The 24713-nt window shown below is 63.8% G+C and carries 21 protein-coding genes and 4 pseudogenes; 11 read left to right on the top strand and 14 right to left on the bottom strand.

The window, feature by feature from the left end; genetic code table 11:
- Nucleotides 1-43 precede the first annotated feature (43 nt).
- The 6 genes and pseudogenes from ACJEIK_RS09590 to ACJEIK_RS09615 form a co-directional block, all read right to left on the bottom strand.
- Nucleotides 44-1135 (bottom strand): annotated as a pseudogene (locus ACJEIK_RS09590) (IS3 family transposase); the annotation flags it as partial.
- Entirely contained in the window at nt 1102-2556 is a 1455-nt protein-coding gene (gene ltrA / locus ACJEIK_RS09595) for a group II intron reverse transcriptase/maturase (RefSeq protein WP_061002868.1), read from the bottom strand. The gene ltrA and the pseudogene ACJEIK_RS09590, both read right to left, overlap by 34 nt.
- Before the next feature lie 659 nt (nt 2557-3215).
- Nucleotides 3216-3503, bottom strand: a pseudogene (locus ACJEIK_RS09600) (transposase); the annotation flags it as partial.
- A 73-nt stretch (nt 3504-3576) separates the two neighbouring features.
- The gene (locus ACJEIK_RS09605) at nt 3577-4203 is read right to left on the bottom strand and encodes an RNA polymerase sigma factor (RefSeq protein ID WP_406803214.1); all 627 of its coding nucleotides are present in this window, start codon (nt 4201-4203) and stop codon (nt 3577-3579) included.
- 120 nt (nt 4204-4323) lie between these two features.
- Nucleotides 4324-5352 carry a DUF4331 family protein gene (locus tag ACJEIK_RS09610; RefSeq protein WP_103799461.1) on the bottom strand — a complete coding sequence of 343 codons (1029 nt, stop codon included), beginning with the start codon at nt 5350-5352 and terminating at the stop codon, nt 4324-4326.
- Nucleotides 5353-5575: 223 nt separating this feature from the next.
- The gene (locus ACJEIK_RS09615) at nt 5576-6088 is read right to left on the bottom strand and encodes a hypothetical protein (protein WP_142394587.1); all 513 of its coding nucleotides are present in this window, start codon (nt 6086-6088) and stop codon (nt 5576-5578) included.
- A 420-nt stretch (nt 6089-6508) separates the two neighbouring features.
- On the opposite strand from ACJEIK_RS09615, the gene ACJEIK_RS09620 reads away from it, so the two are divergent.
- Nucleotides 6509-7177 (top strand): TetR/AcrR family transcriptional regulator, encoded by a 669-nt coding sequence (locus tag ACJEIK_RS09620; protein ID WP_103799459.1) that lies wholly within the window; start codon nt 6509-6511, stop codon nt 7175-7177.
- Nucleotides 7178-7242: 65 nt separating this feature from the next.
- Here ACJEIK_RS09620 and ACJEIK_RS09625 read toward each other — a convergent pair whose 3' ends face one another.
- The gene (locus ACJEIK_RS09625; protein ID WP_406803215.1) at nt 7243-7869 is read right to left on the bottom strand and encodes a TetR/AcrR family transcriptional regulator; all 627 of its coding nucleotides are present in this window, start codon (nt 7867-7869) and stop codon (nt 7243-7245) included.
- 211 nt (nt 7870-8080) lie between these two features.
- Entirely contained in the window at nt 8081-8245 is a 165-nt protein-coding gene (locus ACJEIK_RS09630; protein WP_181029266.1) for a hypothetical protein, read from the bottom strand.
- A 237-nt stretch (nt 8246-8482) separates the two neighbouring features.
- On the opposite strand from ACJEIK_RS09630, the gene ACJEIK_RS09635 reads away from it, so the two are divergent.
- Nucleotides 8483-8989: a YkgB family protein gene (locus ACJEIK_RS09635; RefSeq protein ID WP_103799457.1), complete on the top strand. Its 507-nt coding sequence runs from the start codon at nt 8483-8485 to the stop codon at nt 8987-8989.
- A gap of 298 nt (nt 8990-9287) precedes the next feature.
- On the opposite strand, the gene ACJEIK_RS09640 is transcribed toward ACJEIK_RS09635, so the two are convergent.
- Nucleotides 9288-9974 carry an HD domain-containing protein gene (locus ACJEIK_RS09640; RefSeq protein ID WP_103799456.1) on the bottom strand — a complete coding sequence of 229 codons (687 nt, stop codon included), beginning with the start codon at nt 9972-9974 and terminating at the stop codon, nt 9288-9290.
- A 92-nt stretch (nt 9975-10066) separates the two neighbouring features.
- A complete protein-coding gene (locus ACJEIK_RS09645; protein ID WP_181029265.1) occupies nt 10067-10414 on the bottom strand; it encodes a PAS domain-containing protein in 348 nt (115 codons plus the stop codon).
- A 346-nt stretch (nt 10415-10760) separates the two neighbouring features.
- Between ACJEIK_RS09645 and ACJEIK_RS09650 the strand changes: the two genes are divergently transcribed.
- The 3 genes and pseudogenes from ACJEIK_RS09650 to ACJEIK_RS09660 all read left to right on the top strand — a co-directional run.
- Complete coding sequence (locus ACJEIK_RS09650) at nt 10761-11984, top strand: alpha/beta fold hydrolase (RefSeq protein ID WP_406803216.1); 1224 nt, start codon at nt 10761-10763, stop codon at nt 11982-11984.
- Between the two features lie 14 nt (nt 11985-11998).
- The gene (locus ACJEIK_RS09655) at nt 11999-13420 is read left to right on the top strand and encodes a dihydrolipoyl dehydrogenase family protein (RefSeq protein ID WP_103799453.1); all 1422 of its coding nucleotides are present in this window, start codon (nt 11999-12001) and stop codon (nt 13418-13420) included.
- A gap of 143 nt (nt 13421-13563) precedes the next feature.
- A pseudogene (locus ACJEIK_RS09660) lies at nt 13564-13776 on the top strand (IS110 family transposase); the annotation flags it as partial.
- Nucleotides 13777-14001: 225 nt separating this feature from the next.
- On the opposite strand, the gene ACJEIK_RS09665 reads toward ACJEIK_RS09660, so the two are convergent.
- Nucleotides 14002-15507 (bottom strand): PLP-dependent aminotransferase family protein, encoded by a 1506-nt coding sequence (locus tag ACJEIK_RS09665; RefSeq protein ID WP_258045169.1) that lies wholly within the window; start codon nt 15505-15507, stop codon nt 14002-14004.
- A gap of 139 nt (nt 15508-15646) precedes the next feature.
- Between ACJEIK_RS09665 and ACJEIK_RS09670 the strand changes: the two genes are divergently transcribed.
- Nucleotides 15647-16198, top strand: coding sequence for an antibiotic biosynthesis monooxygenase family protein (locus ACJEIK_RS09670; RefSeq protein WP_103799451.1), 552 nt, complete (start codon nt 15647-15649; stop codon nt 16196-16198).
- Nucleotides 16199-17137: 939 nt separating this feature from the next.
- Here the strand turns inward: ACJEIK_RS09670 and ACJEIK_RS09675 are convergent.
- Nucleotides 17138-19129, bottom strand: a complete 1992-nt coding sequence (locus ACJEIK_RS09675; protein ID WP_103799450.1) for an SIR2 family protein — start codon at nt 19127-19129, stop codon at nt 17138-17140.
- 292 nt (nt 19130-19421) lie between these two features.
- Between ACJEIK_RS09675 and ACJEIK_RS09680 the strand changes: the two genes are divergently transcribed.
- The 4 genes from ACJEIK_RS09680 (at nt 19422) to ACJEIK_RS09695 (ending at nt 21587) form a co-directional block, all read left to right on the top strand.
- Nucleotides 19422-19622, top strand: coding sequence for a hypothetical protein (locus ACJEIK_RS09680; RefSeq protein ID WP_103799449.1), 201 nt, complete (start codon nt 19422-19424; stop codon nt 19620-19622).
- Nucleotides 19623-19680: 58 nt separating this feature from the next.
- Nucleotides 19681-19965 (top strand): hypothetical protein, encoded by a 285-nt coding sequence (locus ACJEIK_RS09685; RefSeq protein WP_142394585.1) that lies wholly within the window; start codon nt 19681-19683, stop codon nt 19963-19965.
- A 1047-nt stretch (nt 19966-21012) separates the two neighbouring features.
- Complete coding sequence (locus tag ACJEIK_RS09690; protein WP_103799481.1) at nt 21013-21270, top strand: helix-turn-helix domain-containing protein; 258 nt, start codon at nt 21013-21015, stop codon at nt 21268-21270.
- An 80-nt stretch (nt 21271-21350) separates the two neighbouring features.
- On the top strand, nt 21351-21587 hold the full coding sequence (locus tag ACJEIK_RS09695) for a hypothetical protein (RefSeq protein WP_406803227.1): 237 nt from the start codon (nt 21351-21353) through the stop codon (nt 21585-21587).
- Nucleotides 21588-21694: 107 nt separating this feature from the next.
- Here ACJEIK_RS09695 and ACJEIK_RS09700 read toward each other — a convergent pair.
- Nucleotides 21695-22459: pseudogene (locus ACJEIK_RS09700) on the bottom strand (IS3 family transposase); the annotation flags it as partial.
- Nucleotides 22460-22550: 91 nt separating this feature from the next.
- On the opposite strand from ACJEIK_RS09700, the gene ACJEIK_RS09705 reads away from it, so the two are divergent.
- Nucleotides 22551-23873, top strand: coding sequence for an ISL3 family transposase (locus tag ACJEIK_RS09705; RefSeq protein ID WP_052545499.1), 1323 nt, complete (start codon nt 22551-22553; stop codon nt 23871-23873).
- A 7-nt stretch (nt 23874-23880) separates the two neighbouring features.
- Here ACJEIK_RS09705 and ACJEIK_RS09710 read toward each other — a convergent pair whose 3' ends face one another.
- Entirely contained in the window at nt 23881-24582 is a 702-nt protein-coding gene (locus tag ACJEIK_RS09710) for a plasmid pRiA4b ORF-3 family protein (RefSeq protein WP_052543539.1), read from the bottom strand.
- Nucleotides 24583-24713 lie beyond the last annotated feature (131 nt).

A 24713-nucleotide genomic window follows, 5' to 3' on the forward strand; every position in this document is an offset into this window, starting at 1 on the left:
ACACCCCAGGAGATCTGTTGCAGAACCGGCCCGTGTCGCCGAGCTACGCAACGTCACGCAACAGTCTGACCAACCCCAGAAAAAGCCTTCGGTTGTTGTACCACTCGACCCAGGCTGCTGTCGCGTACTCGACGTCGGCGATGGTCCTAAACGGCCCCGGGTGGAACACTGTGGTTCGGATGCATTCGGTCTTGTACAAGCCGTTGATCGTTTCCATCAGAGCGTTGTCGTAGGCATCCCCGACGCTGCCAATGGAAGGTGAAATCCCTTCCAGTTCAAGGTGTTCGGTGAAACGGACCGACGTGTATTGGCTTCCGGCGTCGCTGTGGTGGATGAGCTCGCCGGCTGCGGTGGGATGACCTTCGTGACGGCGCTGCCACACGGCCATCCGCAACGGGACCATCACCAGATCGGTGGTCTTGGTGGTGGCCGCGTGCCAGGCCACGATCCGCTGAGCGAACACGTCGACGATGAAGGCCACGTAGACAAAGCCCGCCCAGGACCGCACGTAAGTGAAGTCGGTGACCCATACCCGGTTCGGGACGCTCGCATGGAAGTTGCGGTTGAGCAGATCCGGGGCGCGGCGCCCGTCGGTGTCCGGGATCGTGGTGCGCACCTTCTTTGACCGCCGTATGCCCTGCAGACCCAACGTGCACATCGCCCGGTGCACCGAGCCCGCCGAGGCCTCTGGCAGCGCGGCACGGCGGATCAGGGCCGTCATCTTGCGCCGCCCGTAGAGCCCCTCGGGGGCCAGAACGCGCTTGCCGGCGGCGTTGGTGGTCCACGCCAGGCCACGCACAGCGTCGATGACCTGGGCGTCGGTGATGGTGCGGGCCGCTACCGTCCGGCCTGGTTGTTTCCAGGACCGGTAGGTGCGCGCGGCGATCTGACAGCCCTGCTCACACAAGACTCGGCAGATCGACTCGACCGCGTGCCCAGCGGCGCGTTGATCGTCGATGAACGCGAAGATCACCGGTTGCGGGGGTCGGTGAAAGTCGGCCCGGGACGCGGTGACAACCGTTGGGGCTGTTCCGTTTTCCCGGGCCGCTTCCCGAACCCGGCGTGCACCTTTCAATGCACCGGGCTCTCCACAAGACCCGGTCAGGCTGCTGTGGTGTCCTCCTCGTCGGTCGGCCAGGGCGAGGGAATGACCGCACCGCGGTAGCGGTAGCGGGTCGTGCCGATCTTCTCCAGATCGATCAGCACACGGTCCTCGGTGGCTGGCCACCAGCCGCCGCCGCAATATTGGCGGCGCAGGTCTTTCCAGGTCGACTTGCGGTGTTTTCGTCGGAGCCAGCGCCACACCGTCTGCCACGTGTAGTGACTGAGGTAGGAGAAGGTCGCCGAGGACACCCCGGCCCGGAAATAGCCCGCCCATCCCTGCAGCGTCGCGTTGATGCGGCGCAGCAGGTCATCGAGCGGCTGGTTGAGTTCAACTGTTCGGCGCAGCGTCTTGATCTTCCGTTTGACCGCCAACACGGCCTTCGTGGACGGATGAACATAGACGTAGCTGCAGCTGGTGCCCCGCTTGCGGCGACGCTGGATGCGCCACCCGAGGAAGTCCAGCCCCTCGTCGATATGGGTGATCAGGGTCTTGTCCGGTGCCAGACGCAACCCCATCGTCGCCAACACGGCGGCGATGTCCTCCTGTAGTGCTTCGGCGTGGGCTCTGGTGCCCCGCACCATCAGACACCAGTCGTCGGCATAGCGGACCAGCCGAAAGTTCGGCTGCCCGTGACGAAGTCGTCGAGCGCGCTCAACCGAGCCGGTAGCCGGACCACCCGGCAACCCGGCAATGTGTTCATCGAGCACCGACAACGCCACATTGGCCAACAGCGGCGAAAGAATCCCACCCTGCGGAGTTCCGGCGGTGCTGTCCGCCAGCAGGCCGTCCTCGGTGAGGATGCCCGCCTTGAGGAACGCCTTCACCAACCCCAAGACACGGTTGTCACCGACGCGTCGACGCACCCGCCCCATCAGAGCGGTGTGGTCGATCTCATCGAAACAGGCCTTGATGTCTCCCTCAACAACCCAGTCATAACACCGGGGACGTGTTGCGAGATAACGCACTTCGGCCACCGCATCATGAGCGCGGCGCTTCGGACGGAAACCGTAGGAACACGGCAGGAAATCCGCCTCAAAGATCGGCTCCAACACCAACTTCAACGATGCCTGGACCACCCGATCGGCCACGGTGGGAATCCCCAAGCGGCGCAACGCACCACCGGTCTTGGGGATCATCCGCTCGCGCACCGGCAACGGGCGGAAACTGCGGTCCTTCAACTGCGACCGCAGTTCATCGAGGAACACCTCGATGCCCTGCCCGGCAGTGATGGACGACGCGGTGCGCCGATCCACCCCGGCCGTGGCGGCACCCTTATTCCCGCTGACCCGATCCCACGCCACCAACACGAACGCGGGATCGGCGACGAGGTTGAACAGATCGTCGAACCGGCGATCAAGATCATCGCGTGCCCAACGGTGCAGCTTGGTCTGGATCTTCAGTACCCGTTGCCGCGCCAGCATCAGCGCCAACTCCAGCTCGTCGGTATTCACCGGCGACATAACTTCCTCTCCTGACCTTCCAGTTTCCGCACTGCATGTCTTGCTGGCCCCCTTCGCCCTGTGACCGCCTTTCTCGGTCTCCACGACGGGCACGTCACCGCCCGCGACTACTACGAGGCCTCCGCCCCACCCTGAAATGCGGTTCCTTGACTCCGAACCCGAGTCGTCACACCCGCCCCGACTGGCTGCCGGAAACGAAATGAGCGGTCCCGCAGGGTGGTTCCCACGTTCACCAGGTCATCGATTGGTCAGGGAGGCGCCCAGCTCTACTCCGGCAGCATCGCCACGGCTACGCCGCAGGCCTTCACCGTGGCCTCCCCACCGCTGGAACTAAACGGCTTCGGAGTCAAACCCCACCCGCTCGGGTTCGTGCACTGCACACCGGCCCATATCCACCAGATTGGAGCCGGCTTCGCGGTTACGGAGCGTCTGACACTGGTTCGCTTACGCTGCACCTTCTGACCTTGCTCGACAAGCCCGCACCGTCTGGCAGTGCCGGCACGGCTTGCCTTCTCGGGACCGCTTGCCACCGATCACCGTCGTTCCCGGCGATCGGCTGCCCCGATGCTTCCTCAGGCCGCTGCGACGACCCGAAGGAGACGGTCTCTCACCGCCTCTCGATATACCCAGCGCCTCGTGGCGCACAGTTCCCCCGCGAAGAAAGTCGTTGCCGCTTTCAGAATCGCGACATCCTCACGGAGCCTTCGGTTTTCAGCCTTCAGGCGTTTGATTTCGTCGTTTTCTTCGCTGGTTACACCCGGGCGTTGTCCGCCATCAATCTGGGCTTGGACCACCCAGCGACGCACCGATTCCTTGCCCACGCCGAGTTGGCGCGCGACCGCCTCGGAGGCCGCGGTCAACGACGAGTACTCCTGCTGATGTTCGGTCACCAACCGCACCGCACGGTCACGCAACGCAGGATCGATCTTCTTGGGCATGCTGTTCATCCTTCCGGACTCAAACAGCAGCGGCATCAAACCTGGGGCGGTTCACAGATGATCTCGTCCGGGATCATGCGGTTGTTCCCAGGTAAGATTCCAGCTCTTGACGGACGACGGCTCTACCGCGGTGCAGGAGCACCCGCTGGTTGGCCGCAGTGATGTCCAACAATTGGCATACCTCCTCGGAACTGAACCCTTGCACGTCACGTAGTTGGACCACCTCACGCTGGCGCTCAGGCAACCGGCGCAGCCCCGCGGTGGCGACTCGAGTGAGTTCACCGCTGAGCAGCGATCCCTCGGGGGTCTCCGGAAACGGGGCGGGCGGTTCTTTCCAATGTCCTGGGTAGGGGTCCCCGGCGTCACGGAATCGGTCGGGATCGACGGTGCCGCCGGTCAGGACGCGTACCTCGGTGTCGGTGTGACGACGTTCGGCCATGCCGTGCTTTTTGGCGACATTGATCAAGATGGAGAAAATCCACGTCCGCAGGGAAGCTCGGCCCTCGAACCGATCGATGCCCTTGAAGACCGCGATCCACGTTTCCTGCACGACGTCTTCTGCTTGTTCGCGGCTGGAAACGTATCCGCGAGCTACCCGCAGCATTGAGGGCCCATAGAAGTCGAGGAGCTTGCCGAACGCCTCGCGGTCGCCGTTGCGCAGTTGTTCAGCCAACAGTGCTATGTCCGCCGGTTCCTGCATGTGGGTATCCCTTCTCGGTGGTACACGGACGACCGCGCAGCGACCCGCCGCTCATTCTGCGCCGTATTCGCTGAGTGAACAGCGCGATAGTTGGCTCACGTGGGATGCACCCGGTACCGGCTACGGGCTCTTCGCGGGGATGTCGAAGAAGGGGAACTCCGCCGAGATGTATCCGCGGTCGGGCTTGATGCCGGTGCCGAGGGGCGAGTTGGTGAGCAGGGACAACATGTGGTCCATGACGTTGTCGGCCAGTGCGCGGCCGTTGAACCCGGTGTAGTCGAACGATGCGGCGCTGCCCATCACGTAGGGCAGCGCCAAGGGGCCGAACATGTCGACGACGCGCTGGGCGTAGACCTCAGGGTCGGGTGATGTGCCTGCCAGCTCGACGTATTTGGCGACGGTGGCACGGGCGCTGGCCACGAAGGCCGAGTCGTCCGCCGAGGGTGCGCTGCGGTTGAAGGCTTCCTTCAGCTCGTCGTCGCCGAGGAAAAGGTGGGTGAACAGGGGCAAACCCCATCGGGCTACCTGCTGTTCTGGCGCGTGCCCGACCAGGGACACGGTAGCCCACGCGTGGAGCAGACCCGAGGTTCCCAGCATGGTGTTGGGCACCTCTAGGACGATGACGCCCACCGTTCTGCCGGCGAAAAAGTTCACGTGACTGTCGAACGCTTCGGGTTGATAGGAGTCGCGCATGAATGCCGCTTGGAACTCCGCCACGGCAGCGGCATCGCCGGCGAAGACGTCGTGGGCGACACCGGCGAAGACTCGCACCCCGCCATTGCCGAAGACGGTCGAACCCGTGGTGCCTGAAGCAATCACCTGGCCGGCTGCGCCGCTGGTGGCGTCAGCGCCGGTAGCGTAGCGAACCTCTACGCGTTGAGCATGCGCCTCGCCGTCACCATCGGCGACGTGGACGACGTCTCCGGCGCGGATTTTGAACGCGACATCTTCGCGGCGATCCCCGTTGGTGTCGACTCGGAAGGCGTAGAGAGCTTCATCCCGGAAGGGTGCGAACGTGTCCAGGTCAGCGGCGGGGTTGACGGTCATCGCGAACACCGTCGTGTCCGCGGTGCCGCCGAACAGGTAAAAGTCGCACAGGTTAAGGCGGGGATCTTCTTGGGCGGTAGGGGTGTCGAAGTGGTGGGACATAACGGCTTTCCTTTATTGCACGCAACGTGTGCGACGTTTGTAGGGTGAGCTGGCGAAGGGACGAAGTTGGTGTTTGTTGCGCAGTACCGAACTTTTTCGAAGAGCTGCATTACGCCGAGGGCCGGCGGTAACCGTCAGCTCATTGTTCAAACGGCGTGAGCTGGAAGATGTCGTCGCGGGCGAAACGTTCCGCTCCGGAACGGATTTCGCGCGCGCCCCCGCCCTAACCGGTCACGCTCTTGGTCGTCGCACCAAATATCGCGCGGCGTGAGCGGAGCAGTCCGGCCGCCAGCAACGCGCAGAACGTGTACGGCATCAGCATGAAAGGCTGGCCCGTATCGAAGAAGAATCGAGTGGCCATGACAGCATCGTGCAATCCCACCCATACGAAACTGAATGCGAGGAACCACCACGCCCATCGGTGTCCGGCGCGCAATCCGAACCGGGAGATGACAAGAACACCTGCGGCGGCGGCGATGATGTTGACACCACCGACTGAGCCGTTGGTGTCCAGCCAGGCCGCAGCGTCGTGGGTGAGGCTGGCGTGGGTGAAGTCTAGGGTTCCGGTGCCCAACCAGTAGGGCGAGTTCGCGCGGACCGCGGAGATCCAGGTGACGGCCAGAATGATCAACCCGGCGGTGATCGGCACGAAGCCCGCGGCGAAGGTCAGTCGCCATCCAGGCACCGGAACGATCGGAGCGTCGACGGGTCGGGTAGCGGGGTGCCTGATGGTCATGAGCGTTCCTTTGGTCGTCGAGCCTTCGAGGTTCATTGGTGCGATGGCGGTGAAGGTGAGTGTCGGAACGGTGGCGAACCGTTACAGGCACTTCGGACAGATCGACATCGAGGACACAACGCACGCCATGTTGGTGCGGCTGCCGTCATGAGGCCCCTTCACGCCGTCGGCACGCGGCACCCAGGGGGCGTGCCCACAGCAATGTACTACACAGTACAGTTCTGCGGTGGGTTGTTCGCCGTTGTTGACACTCGGCGAGTCCTCCGTGAGAGCGACATGTCGACGCGTGCAACATGTCTGTTTCCGGTCGTCGCGGGATCGGCTCTAGACCCTTGACGGTGCCTGACGGCAGCTGCACCCTCACTGAGGCCGGCGAATCGCGGAGGGTCGAGTGGCTAAGAGGGAACGTATCCTGATCAGATGGCAGCTACGCGGACGCCCGAGAAGTCGTCAATGGGCGAGAGTGCGAGGTCGCTCTCCCCGCGTGGGCTTCGTAGCCGTACCGCTATCGTCGATGCGGCCGCGACCATGATGAGCCGAAGCGGAGTGGCGTCGACCAGCCTCGACGAAGTTTTGGCGGCAGCGGGCTGCGGTAAGTCGCAGCTGTACCACTACTTCGAGGACAGGGCCGACTTGATCCGCGCCGTCATCGACCGCCAGGTCGAACTGATCTTGGCCGCGCAGCCAGCGATCCATCACACCGACTCCTGGGCGGGCCTGCGTCGATGGGCCGACCAGGTGGTGCAGAGTCACGGTGTGCAGGACGGGCCCTTGGCCTGCCCGCTCGGTACCATGGCCGCTGAATTGAAGAACGACCCCGCCTACCTTCCGCATTTGGACGCCGCCTTCCGGCGTTGGGAAGAGCCGCTGGCGGGTGGCCTGGAGGTCATGCGGGAACGCGGTCAGCTCACCCGACAGGCGAACCCTGCCCGGTTGGCGCAATCGATCGTCGCTGCCGTGCAAGGCGGTCTGTTGATGGCTCAAATCCACGACGATCACACGGTTTTCAAAGACGCTGTCGACAACGCCCTGTTGTCGCTGCGCCGCAAGGCCATACCGCGGCAGCGGACGCTGAAGACGAAGAGCTGACGCAGCCGCCGGCCGCGTCCAGTGTCGGTGACGGCCGCCCTCGGCGGATGGGCCCGATGTCTGTTTCACACCTGGTAGCGCCGCAAGGCTGCCACTGCGTCCTCGAGTACGTCGCGCATGACCTCCATGCGGCCGTGCACTGAGGCGAGCAGGTAGCCACCCTGCAGGGCCGCGAGCAGGCTCGCGGCGAGGCGGTCGGGGTTGGCTTCGGCGTCGAGTTCGCCGCGTTCCTGGATGCGGTGCAGCCCCGCGGCCAAATGTCCCTCCCAGGTGCGGAAAGCGGCGTCGAGCGCGGGGCGGTGGGCCGGGGAGTCCTTCAGCTCTGTCGCCAAGTTGCCCAGCGGGCACGCGAACGGGCCGTCCTTGGCAGGTTGAGCCGCCATGACGCGCGACACCCAAAAGTCGAGACCGTCCCAAGATTCGATTGCGTCGGCCGCATCCTGACCACCCAGGACGACGGCAAGTTCGCGATCGATGACCGCACGCACCAGGTCGGCCTTATCGCGGAAATGGCGGTGAACCTCGCCGACCTCGGCGCCGGACGCGTGAGATACCTCGCCGATAGTGGTGGCCGCGACACCGCGGGCATACATCATTGCCGCCGCAGCCTCGACGATCACCGTGCGGGTGCGCCCGCGATGCGCAGTCTGCGCACCGCGGCAGACATACCTACGAGGCGAAAAGTTGTTCACGATTAGTCTCCGTTCAGCTTGCACAGTCTGGTAGGCGGCGCAGCAGTGCGCGGACCAATCCTGTTTGGTTCAGAGCTGTTCTGCATATATGCGTCGCGTCCCCGCCCGAACGGGACAGCGCGGGCGTCATGTCTAGAAGACGTTCGGGTCGGAACAGGCGTCGGGCACGCAAAGGCGCGTCGTAGAAGCCCCCTGCTGGGGCATTTGAGCGCTAGGAGGTTCGCGCTGAGGCCCAATGCACGACCGCCGTGACTGCTACCGCCATGAGCGGCGGCAGGTAGCCGGCCAGCAGTTGTAAACGCCATTCGGTGATGACGGGTGCGCTGGCGGCGCTGGTGATGGGCGGAATGCGGCCTTGCGACGGTGACGCGGTCATGGGTTTTGCTCCTTTGATGTTGTCGCTCGATCACCCGGGCGGGGCCCTTCCGGCGTTGCACGGTGATCAGACGCAAGTGAGTGTCCGGATGGGCGGTATTCGTTACACGGTTGACCGGGGCGCCTCGTGGATCGGCGTGGGGACGACCGACCGGCGGCAACGTGTAACGCCCCGCCGTACCGATGACACACCGTTGTGCAACACGCCCTCAAAATCAATCAATGAGAAGGAAGTCCAATGTCGCTGCAAGCACTCACATCTCGTTTGTCGCACTCGCCGATCACCTCGCGGGTTCTGCTTCCGGGAGGAGACGTTGCGCTCCGGTACGCGCTGGTGTTGGTTATCGCCTGGATCGGCGCGCTCAAGTTCACTGCCTATGAGGCCCAATCCATTCAGCCCTTGGTGGCCAGTAGCCCCCTGATGAGTTGGGTATACGACGTCTTTTCGGTGACGGCCTTCTCGGCCGTTCTGGGTGTCTTCGAGCTGACGGCCGCCGCGCTCATCGCCGTCAAGCCGTGGGCGCCGAAGGCGTCCATCCTGGGTAGTGTCATGGCGATCGGAATGTTCGTCGCGACGCTGAGCTTTATCCTCAGCACTCCAGGTGTGATGGCACCCGAAGCCGGTGGTTTTCCGGTGTTGTCGCTGGTGGGCTCGTTCTTGCTGAAGGATGTCGTTTTCCTCGCGGTGGCATTGTGCACCCTGGGGGACGCCATTCGGAGTTTGCGGGTCCACATTGCGGCCTAGGAGGACTCAGCGGGAGTGACGACGCTTAGCAGCTGGACGAGCAGCTACGTCAACTGCAGAACATGTACCTGCAACGTGTCGATGGCGATGGGTGATTACGATTTTCCGGCCCATCCCCGCTCGGCCGCGCCAAGAGTCTGGCGTGGAACAACGCGGGCGGCGCATTTCTGCGCCGGGCCTTGGTCGAGCGTCACCACCCGTGAACGGGCACCAGCAAGTCGACGATGGTGTGCAATTGCAAGACTGGCCGATCGTTGCGCCAGGCGGAATTACGCTTCCCCGCAATGTTGCTGAGCACTTAGGTGCTCGTGGGGGCGCGATCAGGCCGGTCATTCCACCCCGCCGCGTCGACGAGATCGAAGTAGTCGGGCAGTGCGCCGGCGGGGTGGCGCAAGTTGTAGAGGTGACCCGGGAAGTTCAACGGACTGGCTTTGGCTGGATTTCTCTCGACCTGCTCCACGATCGCCACGGCCAAGGCGTAGCCGAGGTCGTGGCGGGGCCAGGTCGCGTGAACCACGTCGGCGAACGCCTGCGGAATCGCTTCCCGCCCCCGTCCGAAGACGTCGACACCGACGCCCATCTGCGTCACGGCCTCCACGTTGCCGAAACGGTGACTGATGCCATCGCTTGTATGTAGCGCAACGGCCCGCCACACCGTGGCGATCCGGCCGTCGGTCAACCCGTGGGATTTGAGAAAGGCGGCCGCCGCGTCGGCGCCGTCCACTTCGAACCGTTGGCTGCCGTTGGCGTGCTCGGTTGCTCCCAAGTCGTGGAGCAGGCACGCCAAGAACACCAGCTCGTCGTCGTAGTCGGTCCCGGCGCGCAGACCGTTCGCGGTCGCCATATGCCGCGCAAACAGGTAGCTCCGCACACAGTGGTTGTAGATGAACGGCGGTGATACCGAGCGGCAGAAGTCCTGTGCTGCAACGGCGATCGTGGATTCGGGTAGCCCGAGATCGGGGCCGTGATCACTGTTCGGGCGCATGAAGACCTTTCCGGTCGACGAGTACGTGCACGAGCAGGCATGCCCTCTCCGCGCGGTCGGTGCGTACTAGAACCAAGCGCAGGGTGGTGCAGTTAGTAGAGCGGGATTCCGACCACTCCACTGCTGGAGAAGACCGCCAGGGCGCCCAGGGCGACGCCGAAGGCATCCATGACCACCATGAGTCGTACCGGGTATTCCTGCTTACGGCCGTCGGCGTGCATCGTCGGTACGTCGAGGTGTACGTCGGAGATGGTGGGCTTCTGCATCGCGGCGCTGAACCCCACCCGGTGCGCTTCGCGGTGCTCTTCGGGAATGATGATCGCCAGGTTCTGACCCATCACCTCGGCTCGGCGGTGCCCGAACAGCCGCTCGGCGCCGTCGGACCAATGGGTAATGATGCTGCCCGTGTCGATGCCGACGAGAGCGTAGAACTCTGCCACGTGCTCAGTTCTCTTTCTTGCCAAGCTGGTGACGATCGGGGTGCCCGATTTGTCGCTGTATCATCCTTCGCCCTGTCGACCAGCCGGACCCAGTTCGCTGCTCGGATCATGAGGCATGCGATGTACCCTACAGTACAGTTCTGGCGATGTTAAGTCTGATCACCACGGCGGTTTCCGCAAGGCATGAGGCGCGGCGTCCGATTTGAAAACGCCTTATCTCAATGAATACTGATGCAGCTTCAGTCTTTAGGTCGTCCCCCGGAGCCGTCTGCGGCTTGTGGCGGTGGCGCAAACTGTTCCACGTAGTACAGTCCAGTCAAGCTGCGCAGAAGCTGAAAGGGGAATGGTGAGCACATCGACCAGAACCGCCTTCCGCGGCGGTAACGGCGAGTTGGCCGGCAAGCTGGAGATGCCCGCTGACATCCCCAAAGCCTGGGCACTGTTCGCGCATTGCTTTACCTGCGGCAAAGACAACGTCTCCGCCGGCCGGATTTCACGTGCACTGGCCAGGCAGGGAATCGCAGTGTTGCGGTTCGACTTCACTGGATTGGGTGACTCTGAGGGCGACTTCGCGGCCACCGGCTTCAGCTCCAACATCGAGGATCTGGTGCGCGCTGCGGACCATCTCCGCAACCAATTTCATGCACCAGCGGTGCTGATCGGGCACTCGCTCGGCGGCGCAGCAGTCTTGGCCGCCGCGCAGCACATCCCGGAGGTCCGCGCCGTCGCGACCATCGGCGCACCGGCTGACCCCTCCCACGTCACCAACCTGCTGGGTGATGCCCTGCCCACCGTCAAAGCGGGCGAAGCCACGGTATCGATCGGGGGCCGACCTTTTCGGGTGCGCCGCCAGTTTCTCGACGACATCGCGGTGCAACCGCAGCGCGAGCGCATCTCCACCCTCGACGCCGCGCTGCTGGTCATGCATTCCCCGGTCGACCAGGTGGTGTCGGTGACCAACGCGCGAACCATCTTCGACACCGCGCGGCATCCGAAATCTTTCGTCACTCTTGACGGCGCCGACCACCTTCTCAGCGATCGGGCTGACGCCGAGTACGCCGCAAGCGTCCTGGCGGCGTGGTCGAGCAGGTACGTGGCGCCCTCCAACACGGCTACGGCCGATTCGACCGAGCTGGCCGACGGCGCCGTACGGGTCGCTGAGAGCGGCCCGGGTAGACTGACCCAGCAGATCAGCGCGCGCCGGCATCGACTGACCGCGGATGAGCCCCACCCCGTCGGTGACGACGCCGGCCCAACCCCCTACGACTTTCTCCTGGCCGCGCTCGGTGCCTGCACGTCGATGACGGTGCGGATGTACGCCGATCGAAAGCAATGGCCGCTGGAACGCATCGTCGTCGACTCGCGTCACACCCGCATCCACGCTAAGGACTGCGCCGAATGCGAGACCGCCACGGGAATGGTCGACCGAATCGACCGCAGCATCACCCTCATTGGCCCGCTCGACGCCGACCAACGCGCCAAACTGCTCGCCATCGCTGACCGATGCCCGGTGCACCGCACCCTGCGTTCCGAAGTATCCATCCACACCTCCGAATCGCGGGACGACTAAGAAAAAGGGCTGTAATGACGCAACATTCGGAGTTCGATGTCATCCTCATCGGTGGCGGACCCGGCGGCGCCTCCGCCGCGCGCTACCTCGCCGCCGAAGGGCTTCGGGTCGCCCTGATCGAAGAACGCCTCGTCGGCGGTGAATGCCACTACTTCGCATGCAACCCGACCAAGACGCTGCTGCGCCCCATCGAGGTGCTCGGGCTGGCCAAGGCCGTCCCTGGCGTGCGTGAAGCCGTCGGGCACGCACAACTCGACATCGCCGCCGTCTTCGCCAAACGCGACGCAATCGTTGACCACCTCAACGACGATGGAGTTACCGGTGCGCTCCAGCAGGGCGGCCTCGCGGTAATTCACGCCCACGGCCGTCTGACCGGCCCTCGCAGAGTCACCGTCACTCACTCCGACGGACGCGAGGAGATGATCCGCGCGCGGCATGCCGTCGTTCTAGCCACCGGCACCCGCCCCGCCATCCCCGACATACCGGGGCTGGCCGAGGCGCGGCCCTGGACCAATCGCGACTTGGCGGCCATGACGCACGTACCACCACGCAGCCTGATCATCGGCGGCGGCGTCGTCGGAGTCGAATTCGCCACCATTCTGGCCGGCCTCGGATCCCAAGTGACGCTACTGGCCCGCGGCGACACCCTGCTGCGCAACTCCGAGACCGTCGCAACCGAGATGGTCACCGACTCACTGCGCCACAAAGGGGTAGACCTTCGCTTCCACACTCACCTGTCTCGCGTCACCCGACCCGTGGCGGGTGGCGTCGTCCGCGCGACAACCGGCGACGAGACCATCGAGGTTGACGAAATAGTCATCGCTGCGGGGCGGGTCGTCAACACCGATGCCCTCGGCCTCGAAACCGTCGGGCTGCACGCTGGGGCCTTTGTAGCCGTCGACGACCATTTGCAGGCGCAGGGCGTAGACGGCGAGTGGCTCTACGCGATAGGCGACACCACCGGACGCGCACTGCTATCCCACCTTTCGCAGTATCACGCAGTCGTCGTCGCCGACGTCATCGCCGCCCGTGCACAGGGTCGTCAGCTCGGCGCCGACGAACTCATCGCCCGAGACTCCTACAACCTGTCCCAAGTCATCTACACCGACCCCCAGGTCATCGAAGTGGGACGCACCGAAGAACAGGCACGCGCCGACGGGTTCTCTGTCACGACGGCTACCGCGAGGTACCCCGAATCGGTACCCGACCTCGCACTGTTCCGCGACGGCTTCAATGCCTGGGCGAAACTGGTCATTGATGCCGACACCAATACGTTGCTTGGCGCCACCTTCGTCGGGCCCGAGTTCGCCGAACTCGCGCAAGCAGCCACGCTCGCCGTTGTCGCCAAGGTTCCCGTCGAGGTGCTGCGGCACGTCGTAGCGCCGCACCCCTCGATCAACCAAGTCTGGAACCCTCTCCTTGCCAGACAAAGGTAACCAAGGAGGTCGCCCCAACTAAGCGAGTCTCGCCATCGTCACCGAAGCGGCAAGCCCGGCGGGACCGGCTCGTAGTGCACTGCCGCTGTCACGCTCCGCGACCAATTGAAGCGCCCGGACATCCCGGAGGCCCTATCGCACTCCACCGGACCCAATACCGGCCCGGAGCCGAACTGCGGCGTCGGTGGGATCTCGCATCACCGGCGGCCCGCGCCCGGGGCCAGGCGGCCAACCGGCGCCTGCACACCCAATGGGCCCGTTTCGACGCCCGCAGGAAGCGCCCGGTGATCGCCAACGTCGCGATCGCCCGGGAACTGGCCGGCTGGTGCTGGTCGCTAGCAGTCCTACCCGACTGACCGGTATCCCCTAGGCGTCCAGATGAGACCACCGATGATCGGGACGGCAAGCGTCCTGGAGTGATCCGCGATTGCGCTATGAGCAATCACGTTGCCCCGCAACGGATGACGCTCGATCCTAGACCGCTGGTTAGCTCCGTTTCGAAGGTCCGTCCTGCGGTAACCAACCCGCGCATTTCAGACTGACACGCGTCGACACGACACGCTCGACTCAGCGCTGGGTAGTTATCCGTTGGTCTGTAGCACTTTGGCCAGAACATCGAACCCGGTTCGCATGTCAAGTTTGGGTGTTCCTGCGTATCCGAGCAGGAGCGCCGACGATCTGCTGGGATGGTAGTGATGTATTGACAGTGGCCAGACGTGGATCCCCTGGTGCAGAGCCCGTTTGGCGATCGAGGTGTCGTCGCTGAAATCCGCGAGCTGACCGACGAGGTGAAGCCCGCCGTCGGAGGGCGCCAATGCGATACTGTTGCTTATTCTTTCGGCCTCTTGAATTAAGAGGTGCTGGCGTTCGCGATGCAGAACGCGCATCCTTCTGAGATGGTTAGCGAAGTGGCCTTGTTCCATGAAGTCGGTGACTACTGCCTGGTCGATGAGGTGGGCGTGCATGTCGGTGCTCAAGTGCGCTGCGGTGAAACCGTCGACGATTGCCTCGGGGGCGATGATGTAGCCCAGCCGCAGGCTGGGAAACAGGACCTTGCTGAAGGTCCCGACGTAGACGACGCGCTGATGAGTGTCGATGGCGGTGAGCGCCGCTAGGGGTTTTCCGACATACCGGAACTCGGCGTCGTAGTCGTCTTCGATGACCCAGGATTGGTTACGCGCCGCCCAATCGATGAGTGCGAGCCGCCTTTCCAACGACATGGTGTGCCCTAATGGGAATTGATGCGACGGCGTGACGATCGCGATGCGCGCGGTCGACTCGAGTTCGATACCTGCCGCGACGTCGAGTCCGGACTCATCTACCGGCACGGGGACGATGCGGGCGCCCGCCGAGACCAGAGCTGCCCGCGCGCCAAGGTATCCCGGGTCCTCTAGCCACGCGGCATCCCCGGGGTCGAGCAGGATTCGGGCGCAGAACTCCAGGGCTTGTTGCGAGCCGTTTACGACGATGACTTGGTCGGCGGTGCAGTGAATACCGCGGGCAGTGGCGATGTAGGAGGCGATGGCCTCTCGCAGGGGCCGGTAACCGGCTGGGTTGTCATAGGGCATCAAGGCCGATGCGGCGGTGGCGAAGCGTGAGGAGTAGAGCCTGACCCAGGTCTTGAAGGGAAACGCATCTAGAGCGGGCAATCCGATGAGAAACGCCGCTCCGCGGGGTTGATGGCCCAGCACGGAGGGTATCGGTATCCGCCGTACCCGCGCCAGCCGCTCACCGCGGCCGGACAACGTAGCCGCGGGGTACAGAGCGGGTGACTCGCAGGACGGGTAAGGGGGCGCGCTGTTGAGGAATTCTTCGGGAAGGACGCGCGCGACGTAAGTCCCCGACCCTTGCCGAGCTGTGATGTAACCCTCGGCCTCCAGCTGGTCGAACGCCGCCAGAACTGTGTTGCGCGACAGCCCATTCTGCGCGGCCAACACCCGGCTGGGGGGGAGCTTCGATCCACCTGCGAGCTGACCGCTGAGAATGCTCGACCTCAACTGCTCATAAAGCACCCGGTACGCCGCCGGCTCGGGGGTCCGATTCGACGTGTCACCATTCGGCGACGAATTGTTTCGCTTCGATGTCACATGGCCCCTTGATCTACACCCGAATTGGCTCTGGAACGGCGGCGAATTTTCTCTAGGCTTTGGAACCAATATGCCCCACCCATCCGAACCGCGTCGTGCCCCAGCCCGACATGTCCGCGGTGCCCAAAAGGAGTGACCTGTGCCCATTTACCTCAGCATGCAACGCGTACGCTTCTCCAGTCCCGACGCCTACGAGAAGTTCAAAGTGGTATTTGGCGACACTCGCCACCACCTGATGGCACTGCCGGGATTTCTCCACCTGACCTGGTGGGAGCATCCCGATGATCCGGGCTGGTTCAACGAATGTAGCTTCTGGACCAGCAAGGAAGCACTCTACGACTGGCACACCGATACCTACCACAAATACGCCAAGGCCTGGGCCGCCAACGGCGCGATCATGGAAGACATCATCACCAACTTTGAACTCGTAGGCACCCGTCTCCTCCGCATCTGCCCCTGCTGTAATGAATTGCAGGACAGAGAATACGAACTGAGCCAGGAACAGGCCGTCCTGCGTGAGCAGTGCCCGAAGTGCGGCTTCCACTTCCCCTACCTCACCGAGCAGCCGTCCAGCTTCGCGGTCTTCAAGGACGCCGACCTCAACCCGACGACCGACAGCCCGATTGGCATCGCCGATGGCCAACAACCCCTCGTCGCCAGCGGCGTAGGACTCCAGGCCGATACTCCCTGACCCCTAAGTCAATGGGCCTTGGCCGCACACCGAGCTGTCCGCCTTCTCTGGATCATATTCGGCGAACGCCAGCCCTCGATCGTTCGTGCCCATTCGTCCGGTTGGCACCTGGCACCGGCCCGAGTCGACCATCGAAACGGTAAACCACGACGTGCATGAGTACTACAACCCCGGACACCACCCGCAGGTGAACGAAGTAGAACTTATCCGCATCTGCGCGTAATATCGCTTCGCGCAACCAGTTTGAGCGTCGTCACGGATAATGATCATCGCGGCACTTGGCGGTCAATTCGCCGAATGGCGGATGGGCCGGCCTCACTGGCTCGACTAGGTCCACCTGCCGCCGCACGCTGCGTCGTGCTCATCTGGCTGGTGCCATCCGACCTGCATGTTGGCTTCATCGCCGATTCTTTAAGTTTTTCCGGCCCTTCACGCTATTCGGTGCAGGATGTCGCCAACGAAAACCTCCAAAGGCATGATTCATCGCGTTTTTGAAGCGATCCGCCGAATCCCGTCCGAATTGTTCCTCAGACTGAGCCACGCTTCGTTACAGGGTCGCCGCATGAGACGTTCCATCGCCTACGTGGTGGCGGATCACGACGAACATGTTGCTGTCGACGGCGATGAACCGGTAACGCGCAAAGTTGAACCGCTAGTGCGCAATCGGTGGCCTCTCGGCTGCTTCCACCGCGGCGCGGCTCCGAACGGCGCTCCCGTCGGCTGCCTGCCGAACAAGCCGCCGTCGCTCATCGTGAGAGGCGTGAGCAAGAATGCGAGCGCCAGGCCGCACGGTCGATTTCGGGGCACTTTTACCCATCGGCGGCGGTACCTCTTTCGCGACGCTCTCTGCCAAACGCGCCCGTAACGAACCTGTCGGTCATTCGGTGGTCATGTCAGATGGGATTTGCACATCAAGTATGAGAAGTCGCAGCAGTGGCTCTAGGGAAAGAACAGCTCGAGTTCGTTGCGGTGACCCGCGGGCAGCTTCGTGAGATCAGCGGCGAAGCCGCTGATGCGGGCAAGGCCGCGCGGCTGCGAGATTCCGATTGCCTGCGCCAGCAGCCGATCAGATTCGGCAGCGTCGGTGGTCCACTGCCCGCTGAGTGCGTAGGCCAGTGATGAGTGCACGGGAAAACGACTGTGGCGCAGTCTCTTCACTAGTTCTAGCCCGCGTCGGCGATCGTGCAGATGATAACTGTACATTTGCGCCAACTCGATAGTCGCGGCTTGAGCGGCGAAGTGGGCCATGGGTTCGAGTTGGTGCAGTTCGCGCAGGAGATTGGCTGCGCGAACGTAATTGGGAATCTGTTGATGCTGCCGCAGCGCGGTGAGCCGCACCGTGAGAATGTCAGCTACGCCGGACTGGTTGGCTTCGGCTCGGAATCGGTCGTCAGCGGCATCCAATAGATCGGTGACAGCGTCCATGCGTGTCGCATCGAAGCCTGGTGGCGCGCTGGCGATGAGAAGACAGGCCTCGATGTAGTCGGCCCAGGCCATCCACCGGGTGTTAGTGATGTTGGCCAACGGCCGGAAATGATCGTCGAGGGCTGCGCGCACGTCCGGGTAATGACCGGCCCACAGTAAGGCGTGGCACCAATGCAGCGCCGCGTTGCATCTCACGGCGTTGTTCTTTGATCGCGGTTCAAGGACCGCGCGCCGAGCTTGGACGATAACCTCGCCAACATCGCCGCGCATCTTTAGTGCCGCCAGCCGAAGACCTAACGCGGCCTCAGGCAGTGCGTCGCGCCGGACGAGTCGGTCTGTCAAGCTGACGACGCGGCGGTGGTTGGTGCTGTGAGACAGCTGGGTCAGGTACTTGGTGCGGAGGCGTCGCCGTGTCGGCGCGTACGCGCCCAGCGGCGGAATCGCCCACCACAGCGAGGTGATCCAGCGGGCCTGCCAGGAGGGTCGATTAAAGAACAGCGTCCGTAGTCGTGTGACAGCCTGATCGCGCTGAGTTGGGTCTCGACGTGCCTGCCGCAGCAGTGTCTGCGCAGTGGCCACATCGCCGGTCAGGGCCGCGACGTCAGCACGGGCGACCGTGTTGCCGGTGGGTGCCGTCGGGATGGGTGCGGGCTTGCGATCAGCGAGCAAGGTGTCACGCTGGGCATCTGATATGGCGTCGATGAGCGTGTTGCTGCGGCACCATTGCACGAAATCCCAGGCAGGATTGAAGAATTCACTGCCACCTGAGGATCGGTGCGGCTGCGCGTCGGGAAATACGAGGTGGCCTCTGGCGGCTACTTCACGCAGGAGGTGGCGCTTGTAGGGGTGGTCGCGCCCTGGCATGTCGAACCACCACACGATGTGGTTCGACAGGACGCGGTTCCACTGGTGGCGGAAGTCAAAATCGCGTCCGCTGTAGCCGATGAAAACGACGTGAGCGCAGGCCTGGAGATCGGCGTGCAGCCGGTCGCGCCACACTGGCGGCGGCGGGGTCAAGGTTTCTCGAGGAGTCACGATCAAGCGGCCGCCGATCGTCCCGTGGGGTTTGAGAAGCTGCCCACGGCGCGGCTGCGCCGTCGGCTCGTCCGGCGCGGCGACCACTTCGATCCCGGGTAGCGCCCGCTCGATGAAGGTGTCGAAATTGACCGTCCACACCCGCGCGCCAGCCAGGCACAGCTCGGCAACGACGCGATGCCCCTCGTTCGGGCGGGCCGAAGGCGGATTGAGCACGCGCGCCAACCACGTCTGGGTGTCGATGCCGGCGTCCTCCAAAGCGAAAAAGAACGGTTCGGGCTGGATACCGGCAACCCGTCGCTGCTCTGCAGTCACCGCGTCGCGCCCAGGCACATACTGCCCGAACCCAAGAGCCTGCAGCAAAGTGTCGCGCAGCCAATCGAACAGGGGAAGCGACGTCGGAGCACTCATTGACAAGCCCGCACCGGCGAAGACGAACACATCCGCAGGATCGGTGGGCGGCCGCGTCATGTGCCCACCGTATGTGCCGCGCGAGCCACCTCGTGCGGCATGTGCCCTCACCGGTGCCGCGGCTGCCACGACGCCGCAGCGCCATCAACCTCATGAGATAGCACAGCTAGCCGCCCGCGCACCCGGCCTGCTCGCCACCTCACCGTCAGATGCTCAACGGAACCTCGCTGAGTGTGGGCGCCAGTGCGCGCGATGCGTTTGGCTCAGAGTTGGCCGCTGACGTTCGGATGAGACCGTCAATAGCAGCGGGTCAACAGTGCACGTGAGACGGCCCCTGAGAGAATCAGTTCCTATGGAGGCCGTGGCCAGCCCGCTCACCGGTGACGATCCGGTGCTGCGCCCGGTCAAACTGACCGCCGCGCAAGCCACCGAGCTGCGTCTGCGCGTTTCTCGCGATGGCAGGAACCCGCCGATCTCGCAGTACGAGCGCGAGCTCTATGCGACTGAGGGGCTTGAGCCGCCGGTGTCTGATGGAGATGAACCCGGCGATTAGCGCTGTGGTAGACGCCACGTCAACCACGCCAGTCCGGGACGGCGATAAGGTGGGGCCTGTGGTCGACGATACAGATCGCAGGGGCCTCGGCAGTGAAAACAAAGCCAGGCACTGTCTTTCCCCAGAAGGGCACCGCGCCGAGGCGGCACCGCTTTGCGCCGATATGGGTGGGGTGGAGCCTTTCGACGTCGACAGCTACGCGGCAATGATCTACCGAGCCAATCTCGAGATCGGTTTGGCCGACGCGCAGATCGAATACAGCACAACGCCTGAATTGCAGGATCTGCTTACACGGGCCTCAGAAGCATCGACGGTTCGCCGACGCCGTCTTCGTCGGACGTAGCTCCGGGCACGCTCGGTCTGAGCAACGTGGCGCCCGTGCCCCTTCGCACTACGCGGCCGACGTTGAAGTCCGCGACGTGATCGCCCAACCAGAAGAGCATGCACTCTGCCTTCAGCACAAATTGTCTTTCTCTGTTGTCGAGGATGGTTCTGACATGAGACTCCGACTCCGGGCGCGGTGATCCCCCAGGGCCTGGAATCTGAACTGGAGTCGACGGGCGGCGCAGCGATGACTGAACAGGGGGCAGACTTCTAAATCGAGGACGGCGAGACCTGCGATGAAAATGCGCGGCTAATCAGTCCATCCCGTCGAACCGACTACCTGTTCCACCCACGTTCGAGGGCCCAGCCTCGCCGCGATCCACTCGTCTGCGATCCTGCGGAACTCGTCACGTTGCGCCTGCGCCACTATTTTCGCGGCGTCTCGCCTGTGACGTTCGTACAGCTTCAGTTCGTCGTCATCGAGGTGGTCCGGGCAATGATCGGCGAACTCGTCCGGACCGGTACGCACGACCCGTCGCCGGCAGGGCTTGCGCTCGTATTCCAAGTAGGTCCTGCAGCGTCTCCCAGTGGCCAGCGCGCTCGGCTGGGCTTCTCGCGCTGCGGTCATCTGTTGTTCGTCGGTCTGTCGAAGCGTCTTCTCGTAGCGGTCGGCGGTAGCGACTGCTGGGGCCCTCCGTGAGGCGCCGTAATCAACGGCTACCCGATGGCGCGCGTATATCGCCTTCGGTCGGGACGGAAGGTCCGTCCAACCGCGGGCGAGTTCGGCGCCCTGGTGCAGCAGGCTCGCGGCTCCGTACGCGAGACTCGCGGATTCGCGAGCCCGTCGGAGATCACGCTCTAGGTCATCGAGGGTCAGCGCAACGTCCACCCGCATGCTGCGCAGTGCAAGTTGGCATTCCTGGAGCGTCCCGACAAGTTCGTCAAGCAACTTGAGTCCGCGTGCGGTCACCCAGTCGGGTCGAACCGGTGGTAGATCAGGGTGCACCATGGCACTGTAGTACTAGTACTACAGACATTTCTCGGATGTGCACCGTTACTTGTGGGCGTGCCCACCCGACCAAGCCAGAATGATCCGGAGCGCGTGGTGGCATGGGAGCGCCGACGAAGGTCGGTCGGCAAGCGAATACGTGAACTCCGCGTCGAGCGAGGCTTGACGCAGGAGCAGTTGGCCCATGATTCGGGCGTGGACCGGTCCGTTCTGAGCGGCGTGGAGAGCGGCCTGCGCGGGTTACTTTACGAGCGACTGTTTGACATTGCCGACGCGCTGGGAGTTTCTGCGGCTGAATTGATGGTAGATCAGTAGACGAGCTTGCCGCACCAAAGGTGGTCAGCGCCGCACGCCATTCTCGGCCACTTCACAAAGGCGGCCGATGGGAGCTTGAAGTGATGAACGCGTGGAACTATCGAGTTGTGCAGTCGCTTGATAAAAGCGAGTACTTCGTAGCGGAGGTGTACTACGACGGCGACGCGCTGAGTTGGGTCGACAACTCGCGCGACTGCCTCCGGTGGGACAATTACGATGACTTAAAGGCTGCAGTCAAGTTGATGCAGAAGGCATTTGACAAGCCGCTCCTGTGGTTGCAGGAGGGCGACCGACTCATTGAGGTCAATTCCACCTGAGAAGAGACATCGAGAGGCGGCGTTACCGATTTGGGCGCCGCGGTCATTGCGCAGTCAGACGGGTGAGACCGAAAGGGGTCTGCTGCACGATCAGGTGACAATTTGCGTCACGCGGCCTGACTGACCGGCGTGGTCATAATTGCTTCGAATTCGATCGGGGTCAACCGCCCGAGGGCGAGCTGACGTCGGCGACGGTGGTAGGTGCGCTCGATCCAGGTGACGATGGCGATGCGCAGCTGCTCTCGGGTGTCCCACCGGCGGCGGTCGAGGACGTTCTTCTGCAGCAGGCTGAAGAAGCTTTCCATCGCAGCGTTGTCGCCGGCCGCCCCGACACGGCCCATGGAGCCGACCATGCCGTGATGGTGCAGGGCCTGGACGAACTTTCGGCTTCGAAACTGGCTGCCTCGGTCGCTGTGCAGAATGCAAGCGGCCACATCACCCCGGCGTGCAACTGCACTCCTGAGCGCGGTTGTAGCCAGCCGGGATGTCATCCGTGAGTCGATTGAATAGCCCACGATGCGGTTGGAGAACGTGTCCTTGATCGCGCACAGGTAGAGCTTGCCTTCACCGGTGCGATGCTCGGTGATATCGCTGAGCCACAACGTGTTTGGCTCGCTGGCGGTGAAGTCGCGCTCGACCAGATCATCGTGCACTGGCGGTCCGGGTTTGCCGTTCTTGCCACGCCTCTTGCCGAACACACTCCACAACTGCTGCTGAGAGCAGATGCGCCAGGCGGTGCGCTCGGCCATCGGCTCGCCGGCGTCACGGGCCTCCTCGACCAGGTAGCGGTAGCCGAACTCCGGGTCCTCGCCGTGGGCGTTGAACAACGCGTGAGCGCGATAGGCCTCAATGAGGCTCTTCACAGATGAGGGTGTAGAGGTGGTTGGCGCGTCGTTGCCGGGATAGAGGTCGAGGTCTCTCGAAAATGAGGGTTCCTACACTCCTCATCCGAAAGACCTCGACGTGCCTGACGCTACCGGTCGGGCGGGCTTCGCCTGCGCTGACCTGACGACTTTCTGCCGCCTCGACGAACTTGGGCTGCAGGTGACCGGACAACGCCTTGAGCCCGGCCGTGCTGTGCTGGCGTGCCGGGTGACCGACGAGGACCGGTGGTGTCGTCGCTGCGGCGAAGAAGGCATCCCACGCGACAGCCTCACCCGTACTCTGGCCCATGAGCCGTTCGGGTGGCGCCCCACCACACTGCTGGTGACCATCCGTCGCTACCGGTGCGCCGGCTGCGCCCACGTGTGGCGACAAGACACCACCAGGATGGCCGAACCACGTGCCAAGCTGTCGCGGCGTGCTCTGCGGTGGGCGCTGGAAGCCATTGTCTGCCAGCATCTATCCGTGGCTCGCATCGCCGAAGCGCTCGCGGTGTCGTGGAACACCGCCAACAACGCGGTGCTGGCAGAAGGCCGACGGGTGCTGATCGCCGATCCGGCCCGTTTCGACGGCGTGGCGGTGATCGGCGTCGATGAGCACGTCTGGCGGCACACCCGTCGCGGTGACAGGTACGTCACCGTCATCATCGATCTCACCCCTGTGCGTGACGGGACCGGTCCGGCTCGGCTGCTCGACATGGTCGAGGGTCGCTCAAAAAAGGCGTTTCAGGACTGGTTGGCCGAGCGGCCGCAGGACTGGCGTGACGGCGTGGACGTTGTTGCTATGGATGGCTTCTCCGGGTTCAAGACCGCTACCGCCGAGGAACTGCCCGAGGCGGCGACGGTGATGGACCCTTTCCACGTGGTGCGCCTGGCTGGCAACGCCCTCGATGAGTGCCGCCGCCGGGTGCAGCTGGCGACATGTGGGCACCGCGGCCGCAAGTCCGACCCGCTCTACACCTGCCGACGCACCCTGCACACCGGTGCCGATCTGCTCACCGACCGCCAGCGCACCCGGCTGGCCGCCTTGTTCGCCGCCGACGCCCACGCAGAAGTCGAGGCCACCTGGCAGATGTATCAGCGCACCGTGGCCGCGTATCGTGAACCCGACCGCACGAAAGGCCGCACGATGATGGCGGCGCTGATCACCACGCTGAGCACCGGCGTTCCCAAGCCGCTGACCGAACTGATCACCCTGGGACGGACCCTGAAGAAGCGTGCCGCCGACGTGCTGGCCTACTTCGACCGCCCCGGCACCTCCAACGGGCCCACCGAAGCGATCAACGGCCGCCTCGAACACCTGCGCGGATCCGCGCTGGGCTTCCGCAACCTCACCAACTACATCGCCCGGTCACTGCTCGAGACCGGAGGCTTCCGAACTCAGCTCCTTGCACCTCGGCAGTGAAGAGTCCTCAACGCATATTCGACGCGGCCAGAGCGTCATTGGTCTCGGTCACCGAGAAACGATCGGGGTGCCAGCCTCGGGGCAGCCAGTCGCGCATCTCCTGCGCACCCAGCCCCATCGGTGTTGCCCGCGGGTCGTACCCGCCACGAACCCACGCAGCCAATTCCTCATAGCCGCCCAAGCCACCACAATCCTCCGGCGGGCAGGCCATCTTGCCCGCCAGGCACACCGGAGCCGAAGGTGGATCATCGAGAACGTCTTCGACCACCAGCACGTGCTCCCATCCGTCGCCGAAGTCGTAGTCATAGAACAACCGGTCGCCCTTACCGGAGACCACCTGATCCAGGCGCACACCGTCCTCGACGAGACCGTCGTCGCCTTCGCTGAGATCAAATCTGGTGACGAAGTAGGCACGGGTACGCCGGTCCGCCCCGACACCGAACTTATGCAGATGACCGTCCTGCCAGCCCATCGCAACCTGCAGCACGTCATGCAGCTCATCGAGCACGAGGTCACCCGGCAGGACCAGACGACGCCAGATCGGCGGCTTGGCGTACATCAGGTCGACCCGCACCCGGAAACCCCGCACACGCTCCGGCACAGCTCCCACCTCGGGTGTCGGTTCATCGAACACTCCCGCGAACAAATCCCGGCCAGCATCGGCCATCAGCTGTTGCAGCATCGACAGGTCCACACCACCCCCGGACACCGCGCTCTTCCTCTTACTCTTCCGCTTCTCCTCCGGCACACACCCAGCCAACCAGACACCCCAATCACAGGCCGACAGCAGCTGACCGTTCTACACCCTCAATCATGAAGAGCCCTCAATGATCTCGGCAT

Origin of the sequence: Mycobacterium sp. SMC-16, from assembly GCF_046250085.1 — a bacterium.
GTDB classification, from domain to species: Bacteria; Actinomycetota; Actinomycetes; order Mycobacteriales; family Mycobacteriaceae; genus Mycobacterium; species Mycobacterium phocaicum.